At 64.4% G+C, this 20777-nt stretch carries 20 protein-coding genes and 2 tRNA genes; 11 read left to right on the plus strand and 11 right to left on the minus strand.

From position 1 onward, the window contains the following. Positions 1-24: 24 nt before the first annotated feature. The 5 genes from RMN99_RS11920 to RMN99_RS11940 all read left to right on the plus strand — a co-directional run bounded on the left by RMN99_RS11920 (position 25) and on the right by RMN99_RS11940 (position 3729). Complete coding sequence (locus RMN99_RS11920) at positions 25-906, plus strand: DUF4198 domain-containing protein (protein ID WP_309623536.1); 882 nt, start codon at positions 25-27, stop codon at positions 904-906. Further along, positions 887-1528 carry a HupE/UreJ family protein gene (locus tag RMN99_RS11925; protein WP_309623537.1) on the plus strand — a complete coding sequence of 214 codons (642 nt, stop codon included), beginning with the start codon at positions 887-889 and terminating at the stop codon, positions 1526-1528. Before RMN99_RS11920 ends, RMN99_RS11925 begins: the two co-directional genes overlap by 20 nt. A gap of 11 nt (positions 1529-1539) precedes the next feature. Continuing rightward, positions 1540-2007: a hypothetical protein gene (locus RMN99_RS11930; protein WP_309623538.1), complete on the plus strand. Its 468-nt coding sequence runs from the start codon at positions 1540-1542 to the stop codon at positions 2005-2007. A 140-nt stretch (positions 2008-2147) separates the two neighbouring features. Next, positions 2148-3107, plus strand: a complete 960-nt coding sequence (locus tag RMN99_RS11935; RefSeq protein ID WP_309623539.1) for an AraC family transcriptional regulator — start codon at positions 2148-2150, stop codon at positions 3105-3107. A 268-nt stretch (positions 3108-3375) separates the two neighbouring features. Beyond that, on the plus strand, positions 3376-3729 hold the full coding sequence (locus tag RMN99_RS11940; protein ID WP_309623540.1) for a hypothetical protein: 354 nt from the start codon (positions 3376-3378) through the stop codon (positions 3727-3729). 380 nt (positions 3730-4109) lie between these two features. On the opposite strand, the gene RMN99_RS11945 is transcribed toward RMN99_RS11940, so the two are convergent. Together RMN99_RS11945 and RMN99_RS11950 are read right to left on the minus strand one after the other, a co-directional pair. Continuing rightward, a tRNA-Ser gene (locus RMN99_RS11945) sits at positions 4110-4200 on the minus strand. 73 nt (positions 4201-4273) lie between these two features. After that, on the minus strand, positions 4274-4735 hold the full coding sequence (locus RMN99_RS11950; protein WP_309623541.1) for a DUF2141 domain-containing protein: 462 nt from the start codon (positions 4733-4735) through the stop codon (positions 4274-4276). Positions 4736-4846: 111 nt separating this feature from the next. Between RMN99_RS11950 and crtY the strand changes: the two genes are divergently transcribed. Together crtY and RMN99_RS11960 are read left to right on the plus strand one after the other, a co-directional pair. Beyond that, positions 4847-5995, plus strand: coding sequence for a lycopene beta-cyclase CrtY (gene crtY, locus RMN99_RS11955; protein WP_309623542.1), 1149 nt, complete (start codon positions 4847-4849; stop codon positions 5993-5995). Continuing rightward, a complete protein-coding gene (locus RMN99_RS11960) occupies positions 5992-6921 on the plus strand; it encodes a phytoene/squalene synthase family protein (RefSeq protein ID WP_309623543.1) in 930 nt (309 codons plus the stop codon). Before crtY ends, RMN99_RS11960 begins: the two co-directional genes overlap by 4 nt. On the opposite strand, the gene RMN99_RS11965 is transcribed toward RMN99_RS11960, so the two are convergent. Both RMN99_RS11965 and RMN99_RS11970 read right to left on the minus strand, forming a co-directional pair. After that, the gene (locus RMN99_RS11965; protein WP_309623544.1) at positions 6912-7415 is read right to left on the minus strand and encodes a sterol desaturase family protein; all 504 of its coding nucleotides are present in this window, start codon (positions 7413-7415) and stop codon (positions 6912-6914) included. The genes RMN99_RS11960 and RMN99_RS11965 overlap by 10 nt on opposite strands. Positions 7416-7424: 9 nt before the next feature. Continuing rightward, a complete protein-coding gene (locus tag RMN99_RS11970; protein WP_309623545.1) occupies positions 7425-8897 on the minus strand; it encodes a phytoene desaturase in 1473 nt (490 codons plus the stop codon). 115 nt (positions 8898-9012) lie between these two features. Here RMN99_RS11970 and ispH point away from each other — a divergent pair, with 115 nt between their 5' ends. After that, positions 9013-10878, plus strand: coding sequence for a 4-hydroxy-3-methylbut-2-enyl diphosphate reductase (gene ispH, locus RMN99_RS11975; RefSeq protein ID WP_309623546.1), 1866 nt, complete (start codon positions 9013-9015; stop codon positions 10876-10878). A gap of 37 nt (positions 10879-10915) precedes the next feature. On the opposite strand, the gene RMN99_RS11980 is transcribed toward ispH, so the two are convergent. Then, positions 10916-11494, minus strand: coding sequence for a PAS domain-containing protein (locus tag RMN99_RS11980; RefSeq protein WP_309623547.1), 579 nt, complete (start codon positions 11492-11494; stop codon positions 10916-10918). 152 nt (positions 11495-11646) lie between these two features. On the opposite strand from RMN99_RS11980, the gene folE reads away from it, so the two are divergent. Together folE and RMN99_RS11990 are read left to right on the plus strand one after the other, a co-directional pair. Next, entirely contained in the window at positions 11647-12252 is a 606-nt protein-coding gene (gene folE / locus RMN99_RS11985; protein ID WP_405029534.1) for a GTP cyclohydrolase I FolE, read from the plus strand. Continuing rightward, positions 12245-13240, plus strand: a complete 996-nt coding sequence (locus RMN99_RS11990; protein ID WP_309623549.1) for an FAD-dependent oxidoreductase — start codon at positions 12245-12247, stop codon at positions 13238-13240. Before folE ends, RMN99_RS11990 begins: the two co-directional genes overlap by 8 nt. Positions 13241-13259: 19 nt before the next feature. Here the strand turns inward: RMN99_RS11990 and RMN99_RS11995 are convergent. Continuing rightward, positions 13260-13333, minus strand: a tRNA-Gly gene (locus RMN99_RS11995). A gap of 168 nt (positions 13334-13501) precedes the next feature. On the opposite strand from RMN99_RS11995, the gene aqpZ reads away from it, so the two are divergent. After that, positions 13502-14200, plus strand: coding sequence for an aquaporin Z (aqpZ, locus tag RMN99_RS12000; protein ID WP_309623550.1), 699 nt, complete (start codon positions 13502-13504; stop codon positions 14198-14200). Between the two features lie 121 nt (positions 14201-14321). On the opposite strand, the gene RMN99_RS12005 is transcribed toward aqpZ, so the two are convergent. The 5 genes from RMN99_RS12005 to pepN form a co-directional block, all read right to left on the minus strand. Then, the gene (locus RMN99_RS12005; RefSeq protein WP_309623551.1) at positions 14322-15143 is read right to left on the minus strand and encodes a cytochrome c1; all 822 of its coding nucleotides are present in this window, start codon (positions 15141-15143) and stop codon (positions 14322-14324) included. Between the two features lie 29 nt (positions 15144-15172). After that, positions 15173-16474 (minus strand): cytochrome b/b6, encoded by a 1302-nt coding sequence (locus tag RMN99_RS12010; RefSeq protein WP_309623552.1) that lies wholly within the window; start codon positions 16472-16474, stop codon positions 15173-15175. Positions 16475-16485: 11 nt separating this feature from the next. Beyond that, the gene (gene petA, locus RMN99_RS12015) at positions 16486-17049 is read right to left on the minus strand and encodes a ubiquinol-cytochrome c reductase iron-sulfur subunit (protein ID WP_309623553.1); all 564 of its coding nucleotides are present in this window, start codon (positions 17047-17049) and stop codon (positions 16486-16488) included. A 259-nt stretch (positions 17050-17308) separates the two neighbouring features. Beyond that, positions 17309-18016 (minus strand): peptidoglycan editing factor PgeF, encoded by a 708-nt coding sequence (gene pgeF / locus RMN99_RS12020; RefSeq protein WP_309623614.1) that lies wholly within the window; start codon positions 18014-18016, stop codon positions 17309-17311. Positions 18017-18068: 52 nt separating this feature from the next. Further along, positions 18069-20672 carry an aminopeptidase N gene (pepN, locus tag RMN99_RS12025; RefSeq protein ID WP_309623554.1) on the minus strand — a complete coding sequence of 868 codons (2604 nt, stop codon included), beginning with the start codon at positions 20670-20672 and terminating at the stop codon, positions 18069-18071. Between the last annotated feature and the right edge of the window lie 105 nt (positions 20673-20777).

A 20777-nucleotide genomic window follows, 5' to 3' on the forward strand; every position in this document is an offset into this window, starting at 1 on the left:
GGCGCGTTTTGCACAACGCAGAAGTTGGCCGTAACGGCTTCGAGAACCAATTTGCGGAAAGTTCAAATGCAAAAACGATCCATACGAAGCGTGGCGTTTACCGTCGCCGTCGGTTTGGCGGCAGGCCCGCTTGGAGCGCACGACTTCTGGCTGCAGCCCCGAAACTACTGGACCAGTCCTGGCGGCACCATTCCGATGCTGTTGCTGGTCGGGCACGGCGCGGCGCGTCAACGCTCGACCATTCCGGCTGACCGGTTTGTGCTGTTTCGCTCCGCCGGGCCCAACGGCGTCCGCAACCGGATCAGCGATATGACGCTGGGTTCCACCGCCGACGCGGCCTTGTCTTTCGCCACACCAGGCACATTCGTGGTATTTTTCTCGACCAGCAACATCTCTAGCAATTTGCCCGCTTTGCGCTTTAATGAATATGCCAGTGCCGAAGGCCTTACGCAGGTGCTGGCGCGGCGCGCCGCCAATGGATCGATGCGCAAGCCGGGCCGCGAGCTCTATTCGCGCCGGGGCAAAGCCATTGTGCAAGTAGGCCCGCCGGGGAAAACCCCGCAGCCCCAGGTCACCAGACCGGTGGGTCTCGGACTTGAGATCGTGCCCCTTAGCAATCCCTACGCGCCCGGAAATTCCCCGCAGTTCACCGTGCAAGTGCTTTACCGCGGGCAACCGTTGCCGGGCGCACTGGTCAAGCTCAATAACCTTGCGGCAGATGCCAAGCCGGTCGAAATGCACCGCACGGACGCCAGCGGACGCGCCACGTTCAAGGCGCGCCGGGCAGGCCAATGGCAATACAACGTTGTGTGGAGCCAACCACTCGCCAGCAATACCGCCGCAGATTTTCTGACGACGTTTTCAAGCCTTACTTTCGGATTCCCGGATGTCCGTTCCGGTCGCTGAAATGGTCAGCAAAAACGGTCCGATCGCGCGGCCAGCGATTGGCGCGATCGCGTTTCTGGCGGGGTTGTCGTGCTGCGCAGCGCCGGCCTGGGCCCACTCCGCTGAAGGCCTGGCGGGCGGCTTTGCGGCCGGGTTCATGCACCCGTTCCTGGGTCTGGATCATCTTCTGGCAATGGTGTCGGTCGGCTTGTGGGGCGCGTTTCTGGGACGCCCGATGATCGCGGCGCTGCCGGTCATATTCCCCGCAGTCATGGCCTTTGGCGCACTGCTGGCGATCCTCAATATGCCCCAGCCACCGATTGAGCTTGGGATCGCGCTGTCGGTGCTGGCCCTGGGAGCGGCGATTGCCTGCGCATACCGCGCGCCGATCTGGCTGGCCGGCTCGCTGACCGGAATGTTCGGGTTGTTCCACGGCTTTGCGCATGGCTCTGAAATCCCTTCGCTGGCAGACCCGGTGGCGTTCAGTACCGGCTTCGTGTTCGCCACCGGCTTGCTCCATGTTACGGGCATCGGGCTGGGCCTCGCCAGCCATCTTAAGGGAGGAACGCTGGCCATCAGGGGCGGCGGCGCGATAATTTCGCTGTGCGGAATGTACTTCCTGGTTCAGGCGGTGGCAGCATGACCGGCAGCACTTTGCCCGCTGCGCTGATTTTCGCTGCGCTTGGCTTTGCCTTGTCTTTTGCGCCGCACCGGGTTCGCGCGCCTGCGCTGCTGGCGGCAGCGATCATGGCGGCCGTGCTGCTGCAAATCCCACTCGATGATTCTGCTGCTGTGCTCATTTACTTTGCATGCTGGGCCAGCGTGATCGTCGCTGCGGCAAGCGTGCATCTGCCTGGCGGTTTGCCAGAACCGGCGGCGTTGGTCCTGTCGCTCGTCTGCGGAGTTGCGGCTGGCGCGGTCATTGCCGCGGCGGGAAACGCGCCAGATCTGGCCGTGGCAGCGCTCGCCGCGCTGGTGATCTTGCCAGCCAGTTGGCTGGTCGGCACCGGCCGGGGCATCGCCGTGAAAGTCGTGACGAGCTGGCTCATCGCGATCGCGCTGCTCGCGGCGTTTTTACCGCTCACCCCGACACCGGGCTACGCTCCCGATCATATGCAATAACCAACGCGAGAATTTGTCAGCCCACTGAAACCATCAGACCCCATGGCTCGTACCTTCCAAGGGATGGCGAGCAACGGGATGCTAATATGCAAACAGGCACACATGTATTTGGCCCGGCGTATTTTTCAGGTTCAGCCCTGTTGAACCGCGATACCGAGATGCTGCTCAGTCGCCTCTGCGTCGACGTTGTATCGGCTTCCATAGGTGAAATCACGCCGGAGTGTGTCCAGCGTCTTTCGGCAGCCGATCAAGTTATCGTCCTGTATGTCATCAAAGGCGATGGTGTGCTGGAATGGACCGGCGGGGAAATCGCGCTCGGCGAAGGAATGGTCGTTGTTATCCCAAACAATTCCCAAACGATATTAAGGGGATACGGCGAATGTGATGCTGCGAAAGATGGTGCAACGGTGTCCGCCGCGCCATCCCATGGCACCACATCGGACAACGCTGGAAAGCTGGTTATCGTCTCTTCGCTTGTCACTGCCAGCGCAGGTCATGGGCTCGGTTTTTTTGAAAGTCTCAAACATCCGCTGGTCGAAGACGCGAATGACTCGCTTCTGACTCTGATTTTCGGCGGTATCCTGAATGAACTGGAAAATCCGGGAATCGGCAGCAAATGCATTGTCGAAGCCTTGATGAAACAGGTCTTTATTGTCTTGCTGCGACGCACTCTGGCGGGCCACAAAAATTTCACTCCACTCTATCTGACGGTGGCGAATCCTAGCTTGGCACTTGTGATCAATACGATTCAGGATAGCCACGCGGAACGACTGTCGATCCCCAATCTGGCCAGGATGGTCGGCATGACCCCGTTCGCTCTGACCCAGGAGTTTGAGCGCGTATTTGGCGAAAGCCTGCTGGAATATATTCAGGGCGTCCGGCTTTATAAGGCCTCTAACCTGCTGACGCAAACGGACCTGCCGATCAAATCTATCGCCGCATCGGTCGGGTTCGCCAGCCGTAGTCACTTTTCACGGGCCTTCAGGAAGCGGCAGGGTGAAGACCCAACCAGCTTCCGCAAAAACCAAGCCAACTGCGCGATTGAATTTCTGCAGGACCGCGATAGCGATCAGCTGATGTTGATCGTTACCCGTCGTTAGAAGGCCTCAGCCAAGCTGCGATAGATGATCATGCGCGGGGCCAGTCCAAAAGCCGCCCGCATGTCCGTCGTGAAAACATTCAGCATAATTCGCAGCTTAGATTAGCGGAGGGCGAACCTCGTATGGGGATCTTTGTCGGCCTTCCTTCGCGCCCTAGTAGAGCGGTAAGCGCTAACATAGTCGACGCTAGCGGTGCCGCCAGTCGCGCGGCATTGCTGCGCGGCTCGGGCAGCTTGAAGAGCTCGCGCTGCGCGACGGAAAGTGCGTGGTGACCATTCCGATTGCATTGCCACTCAGGGGCGGACGGCGTTCGATCGCCGCCGGTCAGCCCGATAGCGCGGATCACGACACCACGCTGATCGCCGCCCTCCGCAAGGCCCATGCGATGGTAGGCCAAGATGAGCGGGGACATCCGATAATCCTGACCGTGCCCAAATCGCCCTATGAGAGGCGCCTGCTGCGGCTCGCTTTCCTCGCCCCGGACATCCAGCAGGCGATCCTCGCCGGGCGCCAGCCGCGCAGCCTCAATCTCGAGCAGATGATCCGCGGCGAACTGCCGCTGGCCTGGTCCAGGCAGCGCGAAATGCTCAGGTTCCAGGCGCCCCGCGCCCATCCCTGTTAATGCGATCAAATGACCTGCTACGGCCGATTAACAGGCCTGTTATGGTCGACTAAATGTCCTGTTCCGGCGAATAACAGGGAATTGGGGTTTTGGGGCTCCGAACTCGCGGAAATCAGCGGGTTCTTGCAGGCCAGCCTGCCCGGAATGACCCCAAAACAGCTGTTTCAGGCCCGCTTTTTTGCATTTATCCCTGTCATCGCTGAAAACAGGGAGACCGAACCGATTACGATCCGTGCGGAGACTGCGGCTCGCACCTAGCCTGAAAGCAGGCTGGAGACAGCGCAAATCGCCGAGCTGGAAACGGATTGGACCCTGTAACCCCGCCAAAGCCGGGGCATTCGCGCGGCGCCCTGAAGACGGAGACAAGTGCTGGGACTGCGTGGCGGAGCGGGAGGGATTCGAACCCTCGATACGCTTTTGACGTATACTCACTTTCCAGGCGAGCGCCTTCGACCACTCGGCCACCGCTCCGCATGCACTGGAATGGGCAGCGCCCTAGCCCGCCGCGTGCGCCAGCGCAAGGCAGCTACGCAAAGGGTGGCGATCAGAGGATGTAACGCAGCTTGATCTGGGTTTGATGCTGCCCGCTCAGCACCAGCTCGGCCTCGGCAAACCTGGGCGCGCGGGGCTTGAAGCCGGGGTTGCGCGAAAAGCCGTAGCCTTCCTTGGGGATCCCGGCGAACCGATCCAGCTTGCCGTTGGCATTGGCATCGTGAAACACGCTGACCGCGTAGCTGCCCGGGGCAAGTCCATCGAAGCTGACCGCGGCCTGGCCATTGGCAATCGGTAGCGAAGCGGTGCGCACAACCTTGGCCTTGCAATCGGGGAACCCGGCCTGCGGCGGGCACACCGCGACGCGGATCAGGCCTTTGGCCGACGTGATCCCCGTCACGCTGATCTGCAGCGAGGCCGGGCCGCCCTGCGCGAGGCCCGGCCGGACCTGCGCAAATGCGCCAATGGCGACGAGCGTTGCGGCAAGGGCAAGACGGATGGTCGATCGGATCATGCGTGCTCCTTAGGCAATGCGCGGCGCGCGCAAAACCCCCAGGCCGGACATTGCGCCACTTCCCCTTGGGAGGGGTGGGCCGCGGCATCGCTTTGTCCTAAGCAGCAGGTGATGAACGACAGGTTGCCCGTGGTGATCGTTGGCGGCGGGCTGGCCGGGGCCCTTGCTGCCGTGCGCATGGCCCAGCGCCGCCCGGATCTGCCGCTGCTGCTGATCGAGGCAGGCGCGGCGATCGGCGGCAACCACACCTGGTCGTTCTTCGACAGTGATGTGCCTGCCCCGGCCCGTGATCTGATCGCGGCGCTGAACCCGGTGCGCTGGCCGCGCCATTCGGTTCGCTTTCAGGCACTCGCGCGCGATTTTGACGCGCCCTACAATGCGTTCCGGGCCGAAGCGCTAGACCGCCTGGTCCGTGCCACGCTCACCCCGCAGCAGTTGCGCTTCAATACGCCGGTGGAGCGGCTTGAAGCGGACGGCGTGGTGCTTGCGGGGGGTGAGCGCATCGCCGCGCGTGCGGTGATCGATGCGCGCGGGCCGCAAGGCGCGGTTCCGGCGCTGGAACTGGGCTGGCAAAAATTCGTCGGGATCGAATTCGCCGCCTCTGTGCCCGATCCGCAGCGCGCGATGGTGATGGATGCAACGATGCCGCAAATCGATGGCTACCGCTTCGTCTATGTCCTGCCGCTGGCGGCTGACCGGGTATTGGTGGAAGACACCTATTATGCCGACGGGCCAGCACTTGATGTCGAGATCGTGAGCGAAAGGGTGCGGACGCTGGCGGCCGAGCGAGGAATTGCCGGGGCCGAATTGCGCCGCGAATCGGGCGTGCTGCCAATCCTGATCGGCGGCGATCCGCAGGCCTTCTGGCCGGCCGGTGATCCGGTGGCACGGCTGGGGCTGGCCGGCGGATTTTTCCATGCAACGACTGGCTATTCGCTGCGGCTGGCATTGCTGCTGGCCGAGGAGCTGTCCACGCTGCCGGGCCGCCTGGAAGGCCCGCAGCTGGCCGCGTGGAGCCGCCAGCGGTTCCTGTGGCACTGGCATGACATGGGCTTTTTCCGCATGCTCAACCGCATGCTGTTCCGCGCTGCCGCACCAGATCAGCGCCACCGCATTTTTGCCCATTTCTACCGGCTTGGCGAAGATCGGATCGCCCGCTTCTATGCCGGTGAACCCACGCTTGGCGACAAATTGCGGATCCTTTCGGGCAAGCCGCCGGTGGGCATCGCTGCGGCGCTCAAGGCACTGATCCGCCGATGACGCTGCGCACCGAACTGGTTGCCGCCGCGCGCGAAACGATCGCCAAAGGCTCGCAAAGCTTTGCCGCGGCAAGCACGCTGTTTGCCCCCGCCACGCGCGAACGGGCCTGGCTGCTTTACGCCTGGTGCCGCGCGGCGGACGATCTGACCGACGGGCAGGAACTAGGCCATGGCGCAGCGCCCACCGGGGCAGCACGCGACGTGCAGGCGCAGCTTGAGGCTCTGACCGCCGCCGCACTTGATGGCTGCGCCGCCGTTCCCATGCCCTTCGCAGCGCTGCGCGAAGTTGCCCGCGAAACCGGCATGCCGCGCCGCTTCATCGACGATCATCTGGCCGGTTTCGCGCTCGACGCGGCAGACTGGCGGCCGCAGGATGAGAATGACTTGCTGCGCTATTGCTATCATGTAGCTGGCACGGTCGGCTGCATGATGGCGGTGGTGATGGGCGTTTCGCCGCAGGACCAAGACACGCTCGACCGGGCCTGCGACTTGGGTCTGGCTTTTCAGCTGGCCAATATCGCACGCGATGTGGTGCCCGATGCACAGGTCGGGCGTTGCTATATACCGGCACACTGGCTGGCGCGCGAAGGGCTGGACGAAGCCCAGCTGGCCGATCCGGCGCAGCGCGCTGCGGTATCGCGGATGGCGCAGCGGCTGGTCGCCATGGCGGCGGGCTATCGCCGGTCAGCGCGCGTCGGCGCGGCGCGGCTGTCCTTTCGTTCGCGCCTTGCCGTGCTGGCGGCCGATGGCATCTATGGCGCGATTGGCGAGAAGGTGGCCGAACTGGGCCCGCACGCCTGGGACGCGCGCGTGCGGATCAGTGGTGCGGGAAAGCTGGGCCTTGCCGCCCGGGCTGGCCTGCGCAGCCTTAGCAGCGGCGGCAATGCCCCGCGCGAGGGGCTGTGGACCCGGCCGCGTCAGCCCTGACGCTGCGGTGCACGCAGCCGCGCGCGATCCGAATCGCGCAGCTGCTGGCCTAGCACATCGATTGGCGGCGCCAGCAGAAATCCGAAGCTGACCGCGCCGTGCTTGCTCTCGGTCACGTGGTGAAGCCGGTGCGCCTGAACGATCCGTTTGAAGTATGCGCTTTTGGGCACGATCCGGTGCGGCAGACGGCGGTGGACCACCAAGTCGTGAAAGCCGAAATAGATCGCGCCGTATCCGGCGATACCTGCGCCCACTGCGGTCGCCGCGTCGCCCCAGCCGCCGCGCATGCCCAGCCAGATCAGCACAATCGACGGAACCGCGAAAATCACGCCGTAGAGGTCGTTCCATTCGAACGCACCCGCACGCACCCGGTGGTGGCTGGCGTGGAGGAACCAGCCCGGCCCATGCATCACCCAGCGGTGCGTGGCATAAGCAAACAGTTCCATCGCGGCGAGCGTGGCCACAAAGATCGCTACGAGAATCACTGCCTGCATCGCTGCACCCTACACGATCAGGCTGGCCGTGGCCTTGGCACTGCCGACCACGCCGGGAATGCCTGCACCCGGGTGCGTTCCGGCCCCGACGAAATAGAGGTTGGCGAAGTGATCGTCGCGGTTGTGACCGCGGAACCACGCGCTTTGCGTCAGGACCGGTTCAAGGCTAAACGCGCTGCCAAGGTGCGCGCCAAGATCATCGGCGAAATCCTGCGGGGTGTAGTGGAAGCAGGTGTCGATCCGTTCATCGAGATCGGGGATCAGCAGATCGCGCACCCGCCCCAGCACCACATCACGGTAGCGCGGCCCTTCGATTGCCCAATCAACCGGCGCGCGGCCCATGTGCGGTACCGGCGCGAGCGCATAAAAGGCCGCTTTGCCAGTGGGCGCCATGCCCGGATCGGTCGCGCTTGGGTGGTGGAGATAGATCGAGGGATCATCCGCCAGCCGGCCGTGCTTGTAGATGTCGTCGAGCAGCGGGCCATAGCGATCGGAGAACAGGATCGAATGGTGCGCGATTTCGGGAAAGCTTCCGTTCAACCCGAAATGGACCACGAACAGGCTGGGCGAAAAGCGCTTGCGGGTCAGCGAGCGGACCTTTCGTGCGGCATAGTCCGAACCGGCGATCAGGCCATAGCTGTGCACCAGATCGCCGTTGGTCGCGACCAGATCAGCCGCAAGAACCTTGCCGCTGGCGGTTTCGACCCCGCTTACGCGCTTGCCCGCGTGGGTGATCCGGCTGACTTTCTCACCCAGCAGCAGCTTGCCGCCAAGCCGCTCGAACAGCGCGACCATGCCCGATACCAGTGCATGGGTGCCGCCTTTGGCGAACCAGACCCCGCCCAGCTTTTCGAGCTGGTGGATCAGCGCATAGATGCTGCTGGTTTTCATCGGGTTGCCGCCGACCAGCAGCGAATGGAATGACAGCGCCTGGCGCAGCTTGTCGTTGCCGACGTAGCCTGAAACCACCGAATAGACCGAGCGCCAGGCCTGGTATTTCGCCAGCGCCGGCGCGGCCTTGAGCATCGCGCCGAAGTTGAGAAACGGCACCGCGCCCAGTTTGAGGTAGCCTTCTTCGTAGACGCCCTTCGAATATTCAAGGAACCGCGCATAGCCCGCGACATCGGCAGGATCGAGCTTGGCGATCTCGGCGTTCAGCTGGGCTTCGTCGTTCGAATAGTCGAACTGGGTGCCGTCATTCCAGATCAGGCGGTAGAACGGATGAACCGGCAGCAGCGTCACATCATCGGCCAGCCGGCTGCCCGACAGCGCCCACAATTCTTCCAGGCAGGCCGGATCGGTGATCACCGTCGGTCCGGCATCGAAGATATAGCCGCCCTTCTTCCAGACATAGGCGCGCCCGCCCGGGCGATCGCGCGCTTCGACGATGGTGGTGGCGATCCCGGCGCTTTGCAGGCGAATGGCAAGCGCAAGCCCGCCAAAGCCGGATCCGATCACGATCGCAGTGGTGGGGTTTGTCATGGTGCTTGCACCTATTGTGCGGGGGGCGCGAGGCAACCTGTCCCAAAGTGCGGATACCATTGACTGGCCCGGACCATCACAGTGCAGTTCTGAAAGGTGATGGATGTCCGCCCGCATGAACATGCCCGAAGCACAACCGGCTAGCCCGATGGTCCCGGCGCGCGTGCTGCTGGCCAATCCGCGCGGGTTTTGCGCTGGTGTGCGCCGTGCGATCGAAGCGGTCGAGGGCGCGCTCGAACGGCACGGCGCGCCGGTCTATGTACGCCGCGCGATCGTCCACAACCGCGATGTGGTGGAACGGCTCGAAAGCCTCGGCGCGGTGTTTGTGCAGGATGTCGATACCATCCCCGAAGGCAGTGTGACGATCCTTTCGGCGCATGGTTCGGCGCGCGGCGTGCGTCAGGCCGCCGATTCACGCGGATTGCGCGTGGTCGATGCGGTCTGCCCGCTGGTTGCCAAGGTACATGCCGAGGTTGAGGCCTGGTACCGGGCCGGACGGCATGTGATCCTGATCGGCCATGCCGGTCACCCCGAAGTGATCGGCACGCTGGGCCAGGTTCCGGCCGGCGCCATCTCGGTGATCTCGCAGGCCGGAGATCTTGACCGGCTGGATCTGCCTTCCAACAGTGCGGTTTCCTATGCCGTCCAGACCACCTTCGCGATGCGCGATGCTGAAACCCTGATTGCCGCGATCGAAGCCCGCTTTGCCGACGTGGCCGGTCCGCGCGCCAGCGACATCTGCTATGCCACCACCAACCGCCAGGCCGCGATCGAAGCCATCGCGGCGCAGTGCGATCTGGTGCTGGTGGTCGGCGATGAAATGTCATCCAATGCCCGCCGGCTGGTCGAAGTGGCCAAGGCCGCGGGTTGCCGCGAAGCCGTGCTGATCGCTGGCGCCGCGGCGCTGCCGATGGCAAAAGTACTATCCGCGCCGACGATTGGCCTTACCGCCGCCGCATCAACCCCCGAAAGCGCCATCGCGCAGGTTTGCCTGACTTTGCGCGCGCTGGGCTGCACCTTGATCGAGACCGCCGGCAGCAAGGAGCGGGTGCGCTTCAAGCCGGTCGATCTGGATGCCTTGACCCGCCCTGCGCCATCGGGCTCGCTCGACGACCGGCTGGCGCAATTGCGCGGGGCCATCGATACCGCGCTCGAATCTGCAATCGGCCCGGCGCGCGGGCGTGACCGGCGCTTGTGGGAAGCGATGCGCTATGCCGCAATCGGCGGCGGCAAGCGCTTTCGCGCCTTGCTGGTGGCGGCGGTCAGCGAACTGGTGGGCGGCACGCACGCTCAGGCGCTGCGCGTCGGCGCGGCGATCGAATGCGTCCACGCGCAATCACTGATCCACGACGATTTGCCCTGCATGGACAACGATGATCTGCGCCGCGGCCGGCCGACGCTGCACCGCAAATTCGATGAAGCAACAGCAGTCCTGGCCGGCGATGCGCTGCTGGCGCTGGCCTTTGAGATCCTCGCCGATGAAGCGACCCATCCCGATGCCCAGGTGCGCGCGCAGCTGGTGCTCGCGCTCGCCCGTGCGGTCGGTCAGGACGGGCTGGCCGGCGGGCAGATGATGGACCTCTACCCGCCTGCCAGGCCCAGCGCGCAAGACCTGTTCGAGTGCGAATCGCGCAAAACCGGCGCCCTGATCCGTTTCGCGGTTGAAGCGGGCGCGCTGCTGGGCCGCTGTTCGGGCGAAGAACGCGCGCGCCTGCTGCGCTTTGCCGAGAACCTGGGGCTGGTGTTCCAGATCCGCGACGACATCCTCGACGCGATTGGCAACGCGGCGCAGCTTGGCAAAGCGGTGGGCAAAGATGCTGGCGCCGGCCGCAACAGCGCGACCGCACTGCTCGGCCTCGAAGGCGCGGCAGACCAGGCCAGCCGGCTCGAACTGGCCTGCAACGAAGCGCTCGATCCGTTTGGAGCGCGCGCGCGGCCGCTGCGCGACCTGACCCGCTTCGCCGTCCAGCGGATGCATTGAAACTTTCCTGCTCCGGCGCGGCCGAGGCAGACAGCTCCTAAAGCCCGGCCTCGATCGCGATCCGGATCGCTTCGGCCACGGTGCGCACACCAAGCCCGCGCAGCATCGCGGCGCGGTGCATCTTGATCGTGCGTTCGGTCAGGCCAAGCTCGTAGGCGATCTGTTTGTTGAGGCGGCCCTTGGCCAGCGCCTCAAGGATCTGGCGCTGGCGCCGGCTCAGCCCATCGACCAGCGCGTGCGCGCGCTCGTGGCGGCTGGCCCCGGTATCGTCGATTTCCATCTGCGAACCCAGGAAATAGGCCAGTTCACCCTGCTCGTCGAACAGCGGGGCAATCATCACAGCATTGCGAAACCGGGTGCCATCCTTCTTGTAATTGATCAGTTCGACCATCACCGGGCGGCGTTCGGCCACGGCTTCGCGCAGCATCGCGGTCTGCGCCGGTTCGGTATCGCTGCCACGCAGGAAGCGGCAGTTGCGGCCCAGGATTTCATCGCGGTCAAAACCGGTCAACTGCATGAAAGCCTGGTTGCAGGCGACGATCGGGTTGTCCTGCTGCCGCGGGTCGCTGACTACCGCGGCCACTTTGCTGTCAGCAATCAGACTTTCTGGTGTCATTGGTTTCCACGAGTCCTGTTTGCCTGCCCGAATGGTCATATCGCAGAGCTACGCGCGAAAGCATAGACCGTTGTTACCGGTCGCTGACTGCTACCCCCCCAGCCCCAGCGGCCGGACCCTTTCTTCCGTCGGGACTTTTCCTCATGAACATCATGCATGGCCATATTGCGCCCGAACCGGCCGATACAAAATTGCCGGTCCCCGACGCGGTGCAGGACGCGATCCGTACCCTGCTGGTCTGGGCCGGCGAAGATCCCGCGCGCGAAGGCCTGCGCGATACCCCGGCCCGGGTGGGCCGCGCCTGGCGCGAATACTGCGCGGGATATTCCGAAGACCCGGCGGTGCACCTGACCCGCACCTTCGAGGAAGTGGCGGGATACGATGAAGTCGTGCTGCTGCGCGACATTCCGTTTCATTCGCATTGCGAACACCATCTTGCCCCGATCGTCGGCACCGCTTCGATCGCCTATCTCCCGACCGACCGCGTCGTCGGCATTTCCAAGCTGGCCCGTGTGCTTCACGGCTATGCCCGCCGCCTGCAGATCCAGGAACGGCTGACCGCCGAGATCGCGCAGTGTATCTGGACCAACCTCAACCCGCTGGGTGTGGCCGTGGTGATCAAGGCGCAGCACGGCTGCATGACCGGGCGCGGTGTGCGCACCCACGGGGTCGATATGATCACCAGCAAGGTGCTGGGGTGCTTTCGCGACGATCCCAGCAGTCGCAAGGAAGTGTTGGCGCTGATGGGGCATGGCTGAGCAGGGAAGCAGCGCGAACATGAAAGTGGCAATTGTCGGCGCGGGGATCGCCGGTCTCGCCTGCGCCGCGCGCCTCAGCGAAGGCGGGATCGCACCAGTGCTGTTCGACAAGGGCAAACGCCCCGGTGGGCGGCTGTCCACGCTGCAGATCGATGCCGGTGCGTGGGATTTTGGCGCGCAGTATCTCGAAGCCGGCGAAGGGCCTTTTGCCGCGCAAGTGCAGCGCTGGACGCGCGCTGGCGTACTGGCTGAATGGCCTGCCGGGCCGCCCGGGGCACTGGTGGGCGTTCCCGCCATGGCCTCGCTGGCCGAGGCTGCGGGCGCGGGCCACGAGGTGCGTTTTGGCGCCCACGTCCAGCGGATCGATCACCGCGGCGGGTGCTGGTCTCTGGCGGGTGGCGGGCTGACCGAGGGTCCGTTCGAAGCGGTGATCCTGGCCTTGCCCGCTGAACAGGCCGCGCCGCTGCTGGCACTTCATGACCTGCATCTGGCCCGCGAGGCCGCGGCCAGCCGTTCGCAGCCGTGCTGGAGCCTGATGCTGGCTTTTGCCGCACCACTGGCGGGCGTGCCCGATTTGCTGCGCGGGGCCGGGCCGATCGCCTGGGCCGCGCGCAACAGTTCGAAGCCGGGGCGGCCGGGGGGCGAATGCTGGGTGATCCAGGCCGACGCCGCCTGGTCAAAGCGCCACCTTGAGTGGGATCCGGCGGCTGCGGCTGGGGCCTTGTTGAGCGCCTTTGCCGCGGCGGCGGGCATTGGGCAATTACCGCAACCGACTTTCGCCAAGGCTCACCGCTGGCGCTTTGCGCTGGCTCCGGCCAACCACGCCGCACCGCTGTGGAACCCGCAGCTGCGGCTGGGGGCCTGCGGCGATTGGTGCGGCGGACAGCACATTTCCGGCGCCTGGCAGTCCGGCACGGATCTGGCCGAACAGGTTCTGGCAGTGCTGGGCACAGACGCGCAGCAGGGGCAGTGCGGCGCGGCCGGCTGATCTGAAGAGCGGGGAAAAGTGGAGCGGGTAGCGGGAATCGAACCCGCATAGCCAGCTTGGAAGGCTGGTGCTTTACCACTAAGCTATACCCGCCCGCGGCGCACGGCAGCGTGCCCGCGCCCTATGCGGCAGCCCTGCCGCCGGGTCAATCGTTCTGGGACAGCCTGCAATTTTTTGATGCTTTACGCGCCTGCCCACATGGCCCAGCCTTTGCACGCAGCCCCGGGGGTGGGCTGTGCGACAACAACAACGGAGGGGACTATGCCCAATATCAGGAAGCTGTGGGCCGAAACGTTCGGCACGTTCTGGCTTGTATTCGGAGGCTGCGGCAGCGCGGTCTTTGCCGCCGCCTTTCCCGAGCTGGGGATCGGCTTTGCCGGGGTAGCGCTGGCCTTTGGCCTGACCGTGCTGACCATGGCCTATGCCGTCGGCCATGTTTCGGGCGGCCATTTCAATCCCGCCGTCACCGTTGGCCTGTGGGCCGGTGGGCGCTTTGCGGCGCGTGACATCGTGCCCTATGTGGGCGCGCAAGTGGTCGGCGCGGTGCTCGCCGCATTTGCCCTGCTGTTTATCCTGCAAGGCCAGGATGGCTGGGCGGCGAGCGGCAACTGGCTGGCCGCCAATGGTTATGGCGAGCATTCGCCGGGTCACTTTTCAGCCGCCGCCGGGTTCTTTGCCGAAGTGCTGCTGACCTGCTTCTTCCTGCTGGTGATCATGGGTTCAACCCATAAGCTGGCACCGACAGGTGCGGCGCCGATCGCGATCGGCCTGGCCTTGACCTTGATCCACCTGATCTCGATCCCGCTTACCAACACCTCGGTCAATCCCGCGCGCAGCACCGGGCCGGCACTGGTGATGGGCGGCTGGGCGCTGGGCCAGCTGGCGTTCTTCTGGATCGCACCTTTGCTCGGCGGAGCGCTGGGCGGCTGGATCTATCGCACCCTGATCTGCGAAGACTGATTTCGCCCGTTTCGGCACCATAGGCTAAGGCCCCCGCAACCAGTTATGGTTGCGGGGGCCTTTTGCTTTGTTGGCCGGGGAGCGGGCTGATGTTGCCCTGCTCAGCCGCGCCGAAACCGGATCAATGCTTCTTGCCGGCCCAGATATTGCGGTAGGCCATGTAGCCCAGCGTGGTCGCGAAGACCAGGAACAGGATCCACCACAGCCCGGTCTGGTGGCGCTTGTCGAGCTCGGGCTCGGCGGTCCAGACGAGGAACGCCGAGACGTCCCTGGCCATCTGGTCCTTGGTCGCTTCGGTACCGTCGGAATAGGTCACCAGGCCGTCCGAGGCAAGCGGCGGGGTCATCGCGATGTTGAGGTTCGCGAAATAAGGATTGTAATACATCCCCTCGCCGGTCTTGGCATCGGGAAACTTCTTGACCAGCTCGGCCGGCTGCTGGGCTTCATAACCGGTGAGCAGCGAATAGACATAGCGAGCGCCGCCATGACGGGCCTTGGTAATCAGCGAGAGATCGGGCGGATTGCCAACGCCGCCATAGACAACGTGCGGGAACTTGTCCGACACCATGCCGGGGCGGTCCTTCATTTCGCCGGTCAGCGGATCCTTGGCATTGATCGTCGCCTTGGCGGCAATCGCCTTCAGTTCAGCTTCGTTGTAGCCGAGCCCAGCCAAACTGCGGTACGAAACCAAGCCGAGCGAGTGGCACGAGGCGCAGACGCCCTGATAGACCGCAAAACCGCGCTGCAACTGGGCCTGATCGAACTTGCCGAACGGACCGTCGCTGGCCAGCTTGAGCGACTTGAGCTCGTGCACCTTGCCGAATTCATGCGCGGCCGTGCGCGGCAGGCCGTCCTTGCCCAGCTGGAGCGTGTCCCAAAGCAGCGACCAGGCAACGGCTGCCGCAAAAAACAGGCCGACGAGGATGGAGAAGATGCGGATCATGATGGTCTCTTTCGTCTCTGTCCTGAAGGTCAGCCTGCGGCCGGCGGCGTGGCGGGAGCAGCTTCCAGCTTGGCCGCGCCATCGTTGCCCAGAACGCTTTCGGTGATCGAGAACGGCAGCGGATCGGGCCGCTCGACCGACGATACGATCGGCACGATGACCAGGAAATGCAGGAAGTAATACATCGTCGCCAGCTGCGAGATCAGTACATAGGGCTGTTCCGCCGGCGCCCCGCCAAGGTAGCCCAGGATCAGCACGTCGATCACCAGCACCCAGAAGAATTTGCGGTAAAGCGGACGATAGCTGGCCGAGCGCACCGGCGACTTGTCCAGCCACGGCAGGAAGAACCACACCAGGATCGCGGCGAACATCGCCATCACGCCCAGCAGCTTGGCTTCGAAAATCAGGAAGTTCTGGGTGAAGCTGCGCAGGATCGCGTAGAACGGCCAGAAATACCATTCGGGCACGATATGCGCCGGGGTCTGCATCGGGTTGGCCGGAATGTAGTTGTCCGGGTGGCCCAGCGCGTTCGGCATGAAGAACACGAACAGCGAATAGATGATCAGGAACAGCCCGACCGTCCAGCCATCCTTGCCGGTGTAATAGGGGTGGAACGGCACGGTATCGCTGTTGCTCTTCACTTCGACCCCGGTCGGGTTCGATGAGCCGGGAATATGCAGCGCCCAGACGTGCAGGATCACCACGCCCAAGATCACGAACGGCAGCAGGAAGTGGAGCGAGAAGAAGCGGTTCAAGGTCGCATTGCCCGGGGCGAACCCGCCCAGCAGCCATTCCTTGAGCGGTTCGCCGATCAGCGGGATCGCACCGAACAGCCCGGTGATGACCTGCGCGGCCCAATACGACATCTGGCCCCACGGCAGCACATAGCCCATGAAGGCGGTGGCCATCATCAGCAGGAATATGACCACGCCGAGCAGCCAGATCATCTCGCGCGGGGCCTTGTACGACCCGTAATAGAAGCCGCGGAAGATGTGCATATAGATTACCGCGAAGAACGCTGCGGCACCGTTGGCGTGGCCATAGCGCAGCATCCAGCCCCAGTTGACATCGCGCATGATGTGCTCGGTCGACGTGAAGGCGACCGAGGTATCACCGCCGTAATGCATCGCCAGCACAACGCCGGTAACGATCTGGATGATCAGGCAGAAACCGGCCAGGAACCCGAAGTTCCAGAAATAGTTGAGGTTGCGCGGCACTTCATAGCCGCCGCCAACGGCGCCATAGACCAGCCGCGGCAGCGGCAGCCGTTGATCTATCCACACCATCGCCGGGCTGGTGGGCGTGTATTCCTTGGACCAGGGAAAGCTCATGATGGTCTACCTCAGCCGATCTTCACGACAGTGCCGGTGAATGCATATTCGGGCACTTGCAGGTTCTTGGGAGCCGGACCCTTGCGGATGCGCGCGGCGGTATCATAGGACGAGCCGTGACAGGGGCAGAAGTAGCCGCCGAATTCACCCTTGACCTCGCCCGCGCCAGCCCCTTGCGGAACGCAGCCCAGGTGGGTGCAGACACCCATGGTGATGAGCATGTTTTCATGCCCTTCTTTCGTCCGTTCCTGCAACGTCTGCGGATCGCGCAGCGTGGTCACGTCAACGGCATTGGCTGCGGCCACTTCGGCCGGGGTCAGATTGCGGATGAACACCGGCTGCTTGCGGAACACCGCCTTGATCGCCTGACCGGGCTGAACCGCGGCGATATCCACTTCGGTGGTGCTTTCCGCCAGCACGTCGGCCGAAGCCGACATCTGGCTGATCAGCGGATAGACCACCGCAACGGCACCGACGCCGGCCGCGCTTACCGCCGCAATGTTGATGAAATCACGCCGCCGCACACCGGCGCCGCTTTCAGCGCCCGCCGTGTCGATTGCCGCATTTTCTGCCATGGTCGAACCGATCCCGTTTTCTAAGGCCGTCCCGCACGCCTGCGCGTCCGGCTTGGGGCCCCTCAAAGTCTGTCTTTCAGGAAGCCCCCTAAGACAACCACAAGCGCCCCGCAAGTGGGGGATAGGCCTGCGATTTGGCGGGCCTGATAGCCGCGAAGCCCCGCGCTGCCAACTGCCAAAATGTGCATAGCTGTTGATCGCAGCGCAAGTGGGGCGATGTCTATTCCACAGACGTGGAAGCAACATCGGCCCGCAGCCTCTAGGCCAGCGCAATCAGCGACAATTGGCGGCCATAGTCCGGTTCGCTGCGATGGGTGGCGCGGCGATAGGAATAGAAGCGGTCTTCAGGCCTGTAGGTATCGAGCCCGAGCCGTTCGACCGTGCCGCAGCCCGCCGATTCGAGCCGGTGCGCAACGTAACCTTCGAGATCGAACTGCAGGTGGCCTTCGCGGCCCGGCGCGAAGAACGCGGCATTGGCGTTGTCATCGGCGCAAAACCTGTCGGCGAAGCTGCGATCGACCTCGTAGCTGACCTGAGCGATGCACGGCCCCACTGCGGCAACGATGCTGGCGCGCCGCGCGCCAAGCGCTTCCATCGCTTCGATCGTGCGGTCGGTCACGCCGGCCATAGCGCCTTTCCATCCGGCATGGGCCGCGCCGATTACGCCAGCGGCAGTGTCGGCCAGCAGCACCGGCGCGCAATCGGCAGTTACGATACCCAGCGCGAGGCCAGGGCGGTTTGTCACCAGCGCATCGGCCTCGGGGCGTGCATCATCGCCCCACGGTTCGGCGACGGTCACGCACAGCGGCGAATGGATCTGGTAGACCGAAACCAGCCGGGTTCCGGGTGCCACCGTTTGCACCGCCAGCGCGCGGTTGCGGTGGACGGCTTCCCGTTCGCCCGGCGAGCCGAGCCCGGCGTTGAGCCCGGCGACCAGGCCGGCCGAATAACCGCCGCGCCGTCCCATGAAGCCGTGCGCCACGTCTTCCAGCGCGGCAGCCCGGTACACCTCAGGCGCTTCAACCAAGGCTTTTGCTCGCCTGCTCGAACGTGTCCTTCGAGAGGCCGGGCTGGGCAACGATGCGCTCCAGTTCGGCCTTCATCAGCGCCGCACGCAGCGGCTCGATCCGCCGCCAGCGGCCCAGCGGGGCGATGAACCGGGCCGCGGTCTGCGGGTTGATCGGATCAAGCGCGCGGACCAGTTCGCCGATCATCCGGTAACCCTCGCCCGAGGCGACATGGAACACCCCGGGATTGACCGCCGCCGCCATATACAGCGCGCGCACCCGGTTGGGATTGGTCATGGTGAAATCGGGATGGCCGGCCAGCGCCTTGACGTGATCGAGCGCCTGGGGGTGAAGCGAGCCCGCCTGCAGCGAGAACCACTTGTCGATCACCAGCGGATCGCCGGCATGGCGGGCAAGAAACGCGGCAAGCTTTTCCTGCCGCAGCGGCGTTTCGAGCCCGGCCAGCACCATCAGCGCGCCTTGCCGGTCGGTCATGTTGTCGGCGGCATCGAACTGCGCAGCCGCCAGGTCTGCGGCGCGCTGCGGCACGCCGGCCGCCAGCAGGGCAAGCGCCTGAGTCTTGACCTTGCGCGCGCCGCGCGCCTCGGCCGACAGCGCATAGGGCACCGCGCTGGCGCGGTCATGCAGCGCCAACAATCCGGCTTCGAGACTGCGCCCCAGATACGCTTTCAATCCTTCACGCGCTTTGCGGATTGCGCCGGGATCGGCCACCAGCAACTGGTCGGCCAGATAGCCCTCGCCCGGCAAGATCATCAGCTCGCCGCGCATCAGATCGTCAAGCGCCCGATCGCCCACCACTGCGGCAAAGGCTGCCGCGATCGCGCCGCGCCCGGCTTCAAGCGCTGCGTCCGTCAGCGCGCCATCAAGCACCGCCAGCAAATGCTTCACGATCAGCTGCTGGAGCGCTTCGTACCGGGCAAAAGGATCGTCATCGTGCGCGGCGAGGAATACCAGGTCCTCGTCCGAGATTTCGGCATCGATCGCCACCGGAGCGGAAAAGCCGCGGCCCAGCGAGAGCACCGGGCGCCTGGCGAATCCCGGGAAGGCGAACTGCATTTCCGCGCGGTCGAGCACGATCAATTGTTCGCCCTGGTGCGTGCCCGAGGCGGGATCGAACAACGCGATCCTGAGCGGGATCACCATCGGCTGCTTTTCGCCCTGCCCCGGTGTCGGCGGAATGGACTGCGCCAGGGTCAGCGTGGCGACGCCATCAGCGTGATCCAGCCGTGCGGTGACCCGCGGCGTGCCAGCCTGGCTGTACCACAAGCGGAACTGGCCAAGATCGATCCCGGCCCCATCCTCGATCGCCTTGACGAAGTCTTCGCAAGTCGCCGCTTCGCCGTCGTGGCGATCAAAATATAAGTCAGTGCCCGCCCGGAAGCGTTCCGGCCCGACCAGCGTGCGCATCATGCGGATCACCTCGGCGCCCTTATTATAGACCGTGGCGGTGTAGAAGTTCGAGATCTCCTGATACGAATCGGGCCGGATCGGGTGCGCCAGCGGGCCCGAATCCTCGGGGAACTGGGCGGCGCGCAGCACCCGCACATCTTCGATCCGCTTGACCGCCGCGCTCCCCATGTCCTGACTGAACAGCTGGTCGCGCAGCACGGTGAAGCCTTCCTTGAGGCTCAGCTGGAACCAGTCGCGGCAGGTGATGCGGTTGCCCGACCAGTTGTGGAAGTATTCGTGCGCGACCACACCCTCGATCCCGTCATAGTCCAGGTCGGTTGCGGTTTCGGCGTCGGCCAGGATGTAGCGGGTGTTGAAGACGTTGAGCCCCTTGTTCTCCATCGCCCCCATGTTGAAATCGGACACGGCAACAATGTTGAACAGATCAAGGTCGTATTCGCGCCCGAACGTCTCCTCGTCCCACTTCATCGAATCTTTCAGCGCCTGCATCGCGTGGTGCGTGCGGTCCTGATCGCCTTCGCGGACCCAGATGCCCAGATCGACCTTGCGCCCGCTCATGGTGGTGAAGGTATCCTGGTTGGCAACCAGATCGCCCGCCACCAACGCGAACAGGTAGCTCGGTTTGGGCCAGGGATCGTGCCAGGTGGCGTTGTGCATGCCCGCACCGGGCCCCTCGCCCTGCTGGGTGCAGTTTCCGTTCGACAGCAGCACCGGGAACAAGTCCTTGGACCCCTGCATGTGGACGGTGTAGACCGACAGGACATCGGGGCGATCGGGGAAGAAGGTGATCCGCCGGAACCCCTCCGCCTCACACTGGGTGCACAGCATGCCGTTTGAGGCATATAACCCCATCAGCTGGGTGTTGGCTACGGGGCTGATCGCAGTGGTGATGGAAACTTCGTGGCTCTCGCCCGGCAGTTCGACCAGCAGGTCCGCGCCGTCCATCCGCCAATCGTTGGTGGGCTGACCATCGACCAGCACCGCTTCGGCCGCGATCCCATCGCCGTTCAGACGCAGGGTCTGGCTCTGGCCATTGCGCCGCACCTTGAGCGCAGCGACCACGCGCGTCTGTTCGACTCCAAGGTTGAAGGTGAGTGTGACTTCGGGAACCAGCCAGGCGGGCGGCTGATAGTCTGCGCGGTGGATGACTGTGGGGGCGGGCGGCAGGGCAAGGGAAAGGTTCATGGCCGCCTTGATAGAAGCGCCACGGCCCCAAGGCCAAGCGCAATCTTGGCTTGACAGCAATGCGTCGCTGCGCCCACTGTCTTACCAAAACAATACACTGGAGGG

This window comes from Novosphingobium sp. (assembly GCF_031417815.1).
In the GTDB taxonomy this organism is placed as follows: Bacteria; Pseudomonadota; Alphaproteobacteria; order Sphingomonadales; family Sphingomonadaceae; genus Novosphingobium.

Bases quoted from the DNA above. Each gene is read 5' to 3' on its own strand.
- petA (WP_309623553.1), bottom strand. From the start codon at position 17,049: ATGGCAGAAAATGCGGCAATCGACACGGCGGGCGCTGAAAGCGGCGCC.
- RMN99_RS11925 (WP_309623537.1), top strand. From the start codon at position 887: ATGTCCGTTCCGGTCGCTGAAATGGTCAGCAAAAACGGTCCGATCGCG.
- pgeF (WP_309623614.1), bottom strand. From the start codon at position 18,016: ATGGGACGGCGCGGCGGTTATTCGGCCGGCCTGGTCGCCGGGCTCAAC.
- aqpZ (WP_309623550.1), top strand. From the start codon at position 13,502: ATGCCCAATATCAGGAAGCTGTGGGCCGAAACGTTCGGCACGTTCTGG.
- RMN99_RS12005 (WP_309623551.1), bottom strand. From the start codon at position 15,143: ATGATCCGCATCTTCTCCATCCTCGTCGGCCTGTTTTTTGCGGCAGCC.
- pepN (WP_309623554.1), bottom strand. From the start codon at position 20,672: ATGAACCTTTCCCTTGCCCTGCCGCCCGCCCCCACAGTCATCCACCGC.
- RMN99_RS11970 (WP_309623545.1), bottom strand. From the start codon at position 8,897: ATGACAAACCCCACCACTGCGATCGTGATCGGATCCGGCTTTGGCGGG.
- RMN99_RS11990 (WP_309623549.1), top strand. From the start codon at position 12,245: ATGGCTGAGCAGGGAAGCAGCGCGAACATGAAAGTGGCAATTGTCGGC.
- folE (WP_405029534.1), top strand. From the start codon at position 11,647: ATGCATGGCCATATTGCGCCCGAACCGGCCGATACAAAATTGCCGGTC.
- RMN99_RS11980 (WP_309623547.1), bottom strand. From the start codon at position 11,494: ATGACACCAGAAAGTCTGATTGCTGACAGCAAAGTGGCCGCGGTAGTC.
- RMN99_RS11965 (WP_309623544.1), bottom strand. From the start codon at position 7,415: ATGCAGGCAGTGATTCTCGTAGCGATCTTTGTGGCCACGCTCGCCGCG.
- RMN99_RS12010 (WP_309623552.1), bottom strand. From the start codon at position 16,474: ATGAGCTTTCCCTGGTCCAAGGAATACACGCCCACCAGCCCGGCGATG.
- RMN99_RS11950 (WP_309623541.1), bottom strand. From the start codon at position 4,735: ATGATCCGATCGACCATCCGTCTTGCCCTTGCCGCAACGCTCGTCGCC.
- crtY (WP_309623542.1), top strand. From the start codon at position 4,847: ATGAACGACAGGTTGCCCGTGGTGATCGTTGGCGGCGGGCTGGCCGGG.
- ispH (WP_309623546.1), top strand. From the start codon at position 9,013: ATGAACATGCCCGAAGCACAACCGGCTAGCCCGATGGTCCCGGCGCGC.
- RMN99_RS11960 (WP_309623543.1), top strand. From the start codon at position 5,992: ATGACGCTGCGCACCGAACTGGTTGCCGCCGCGCGCGAAACGATCGCC.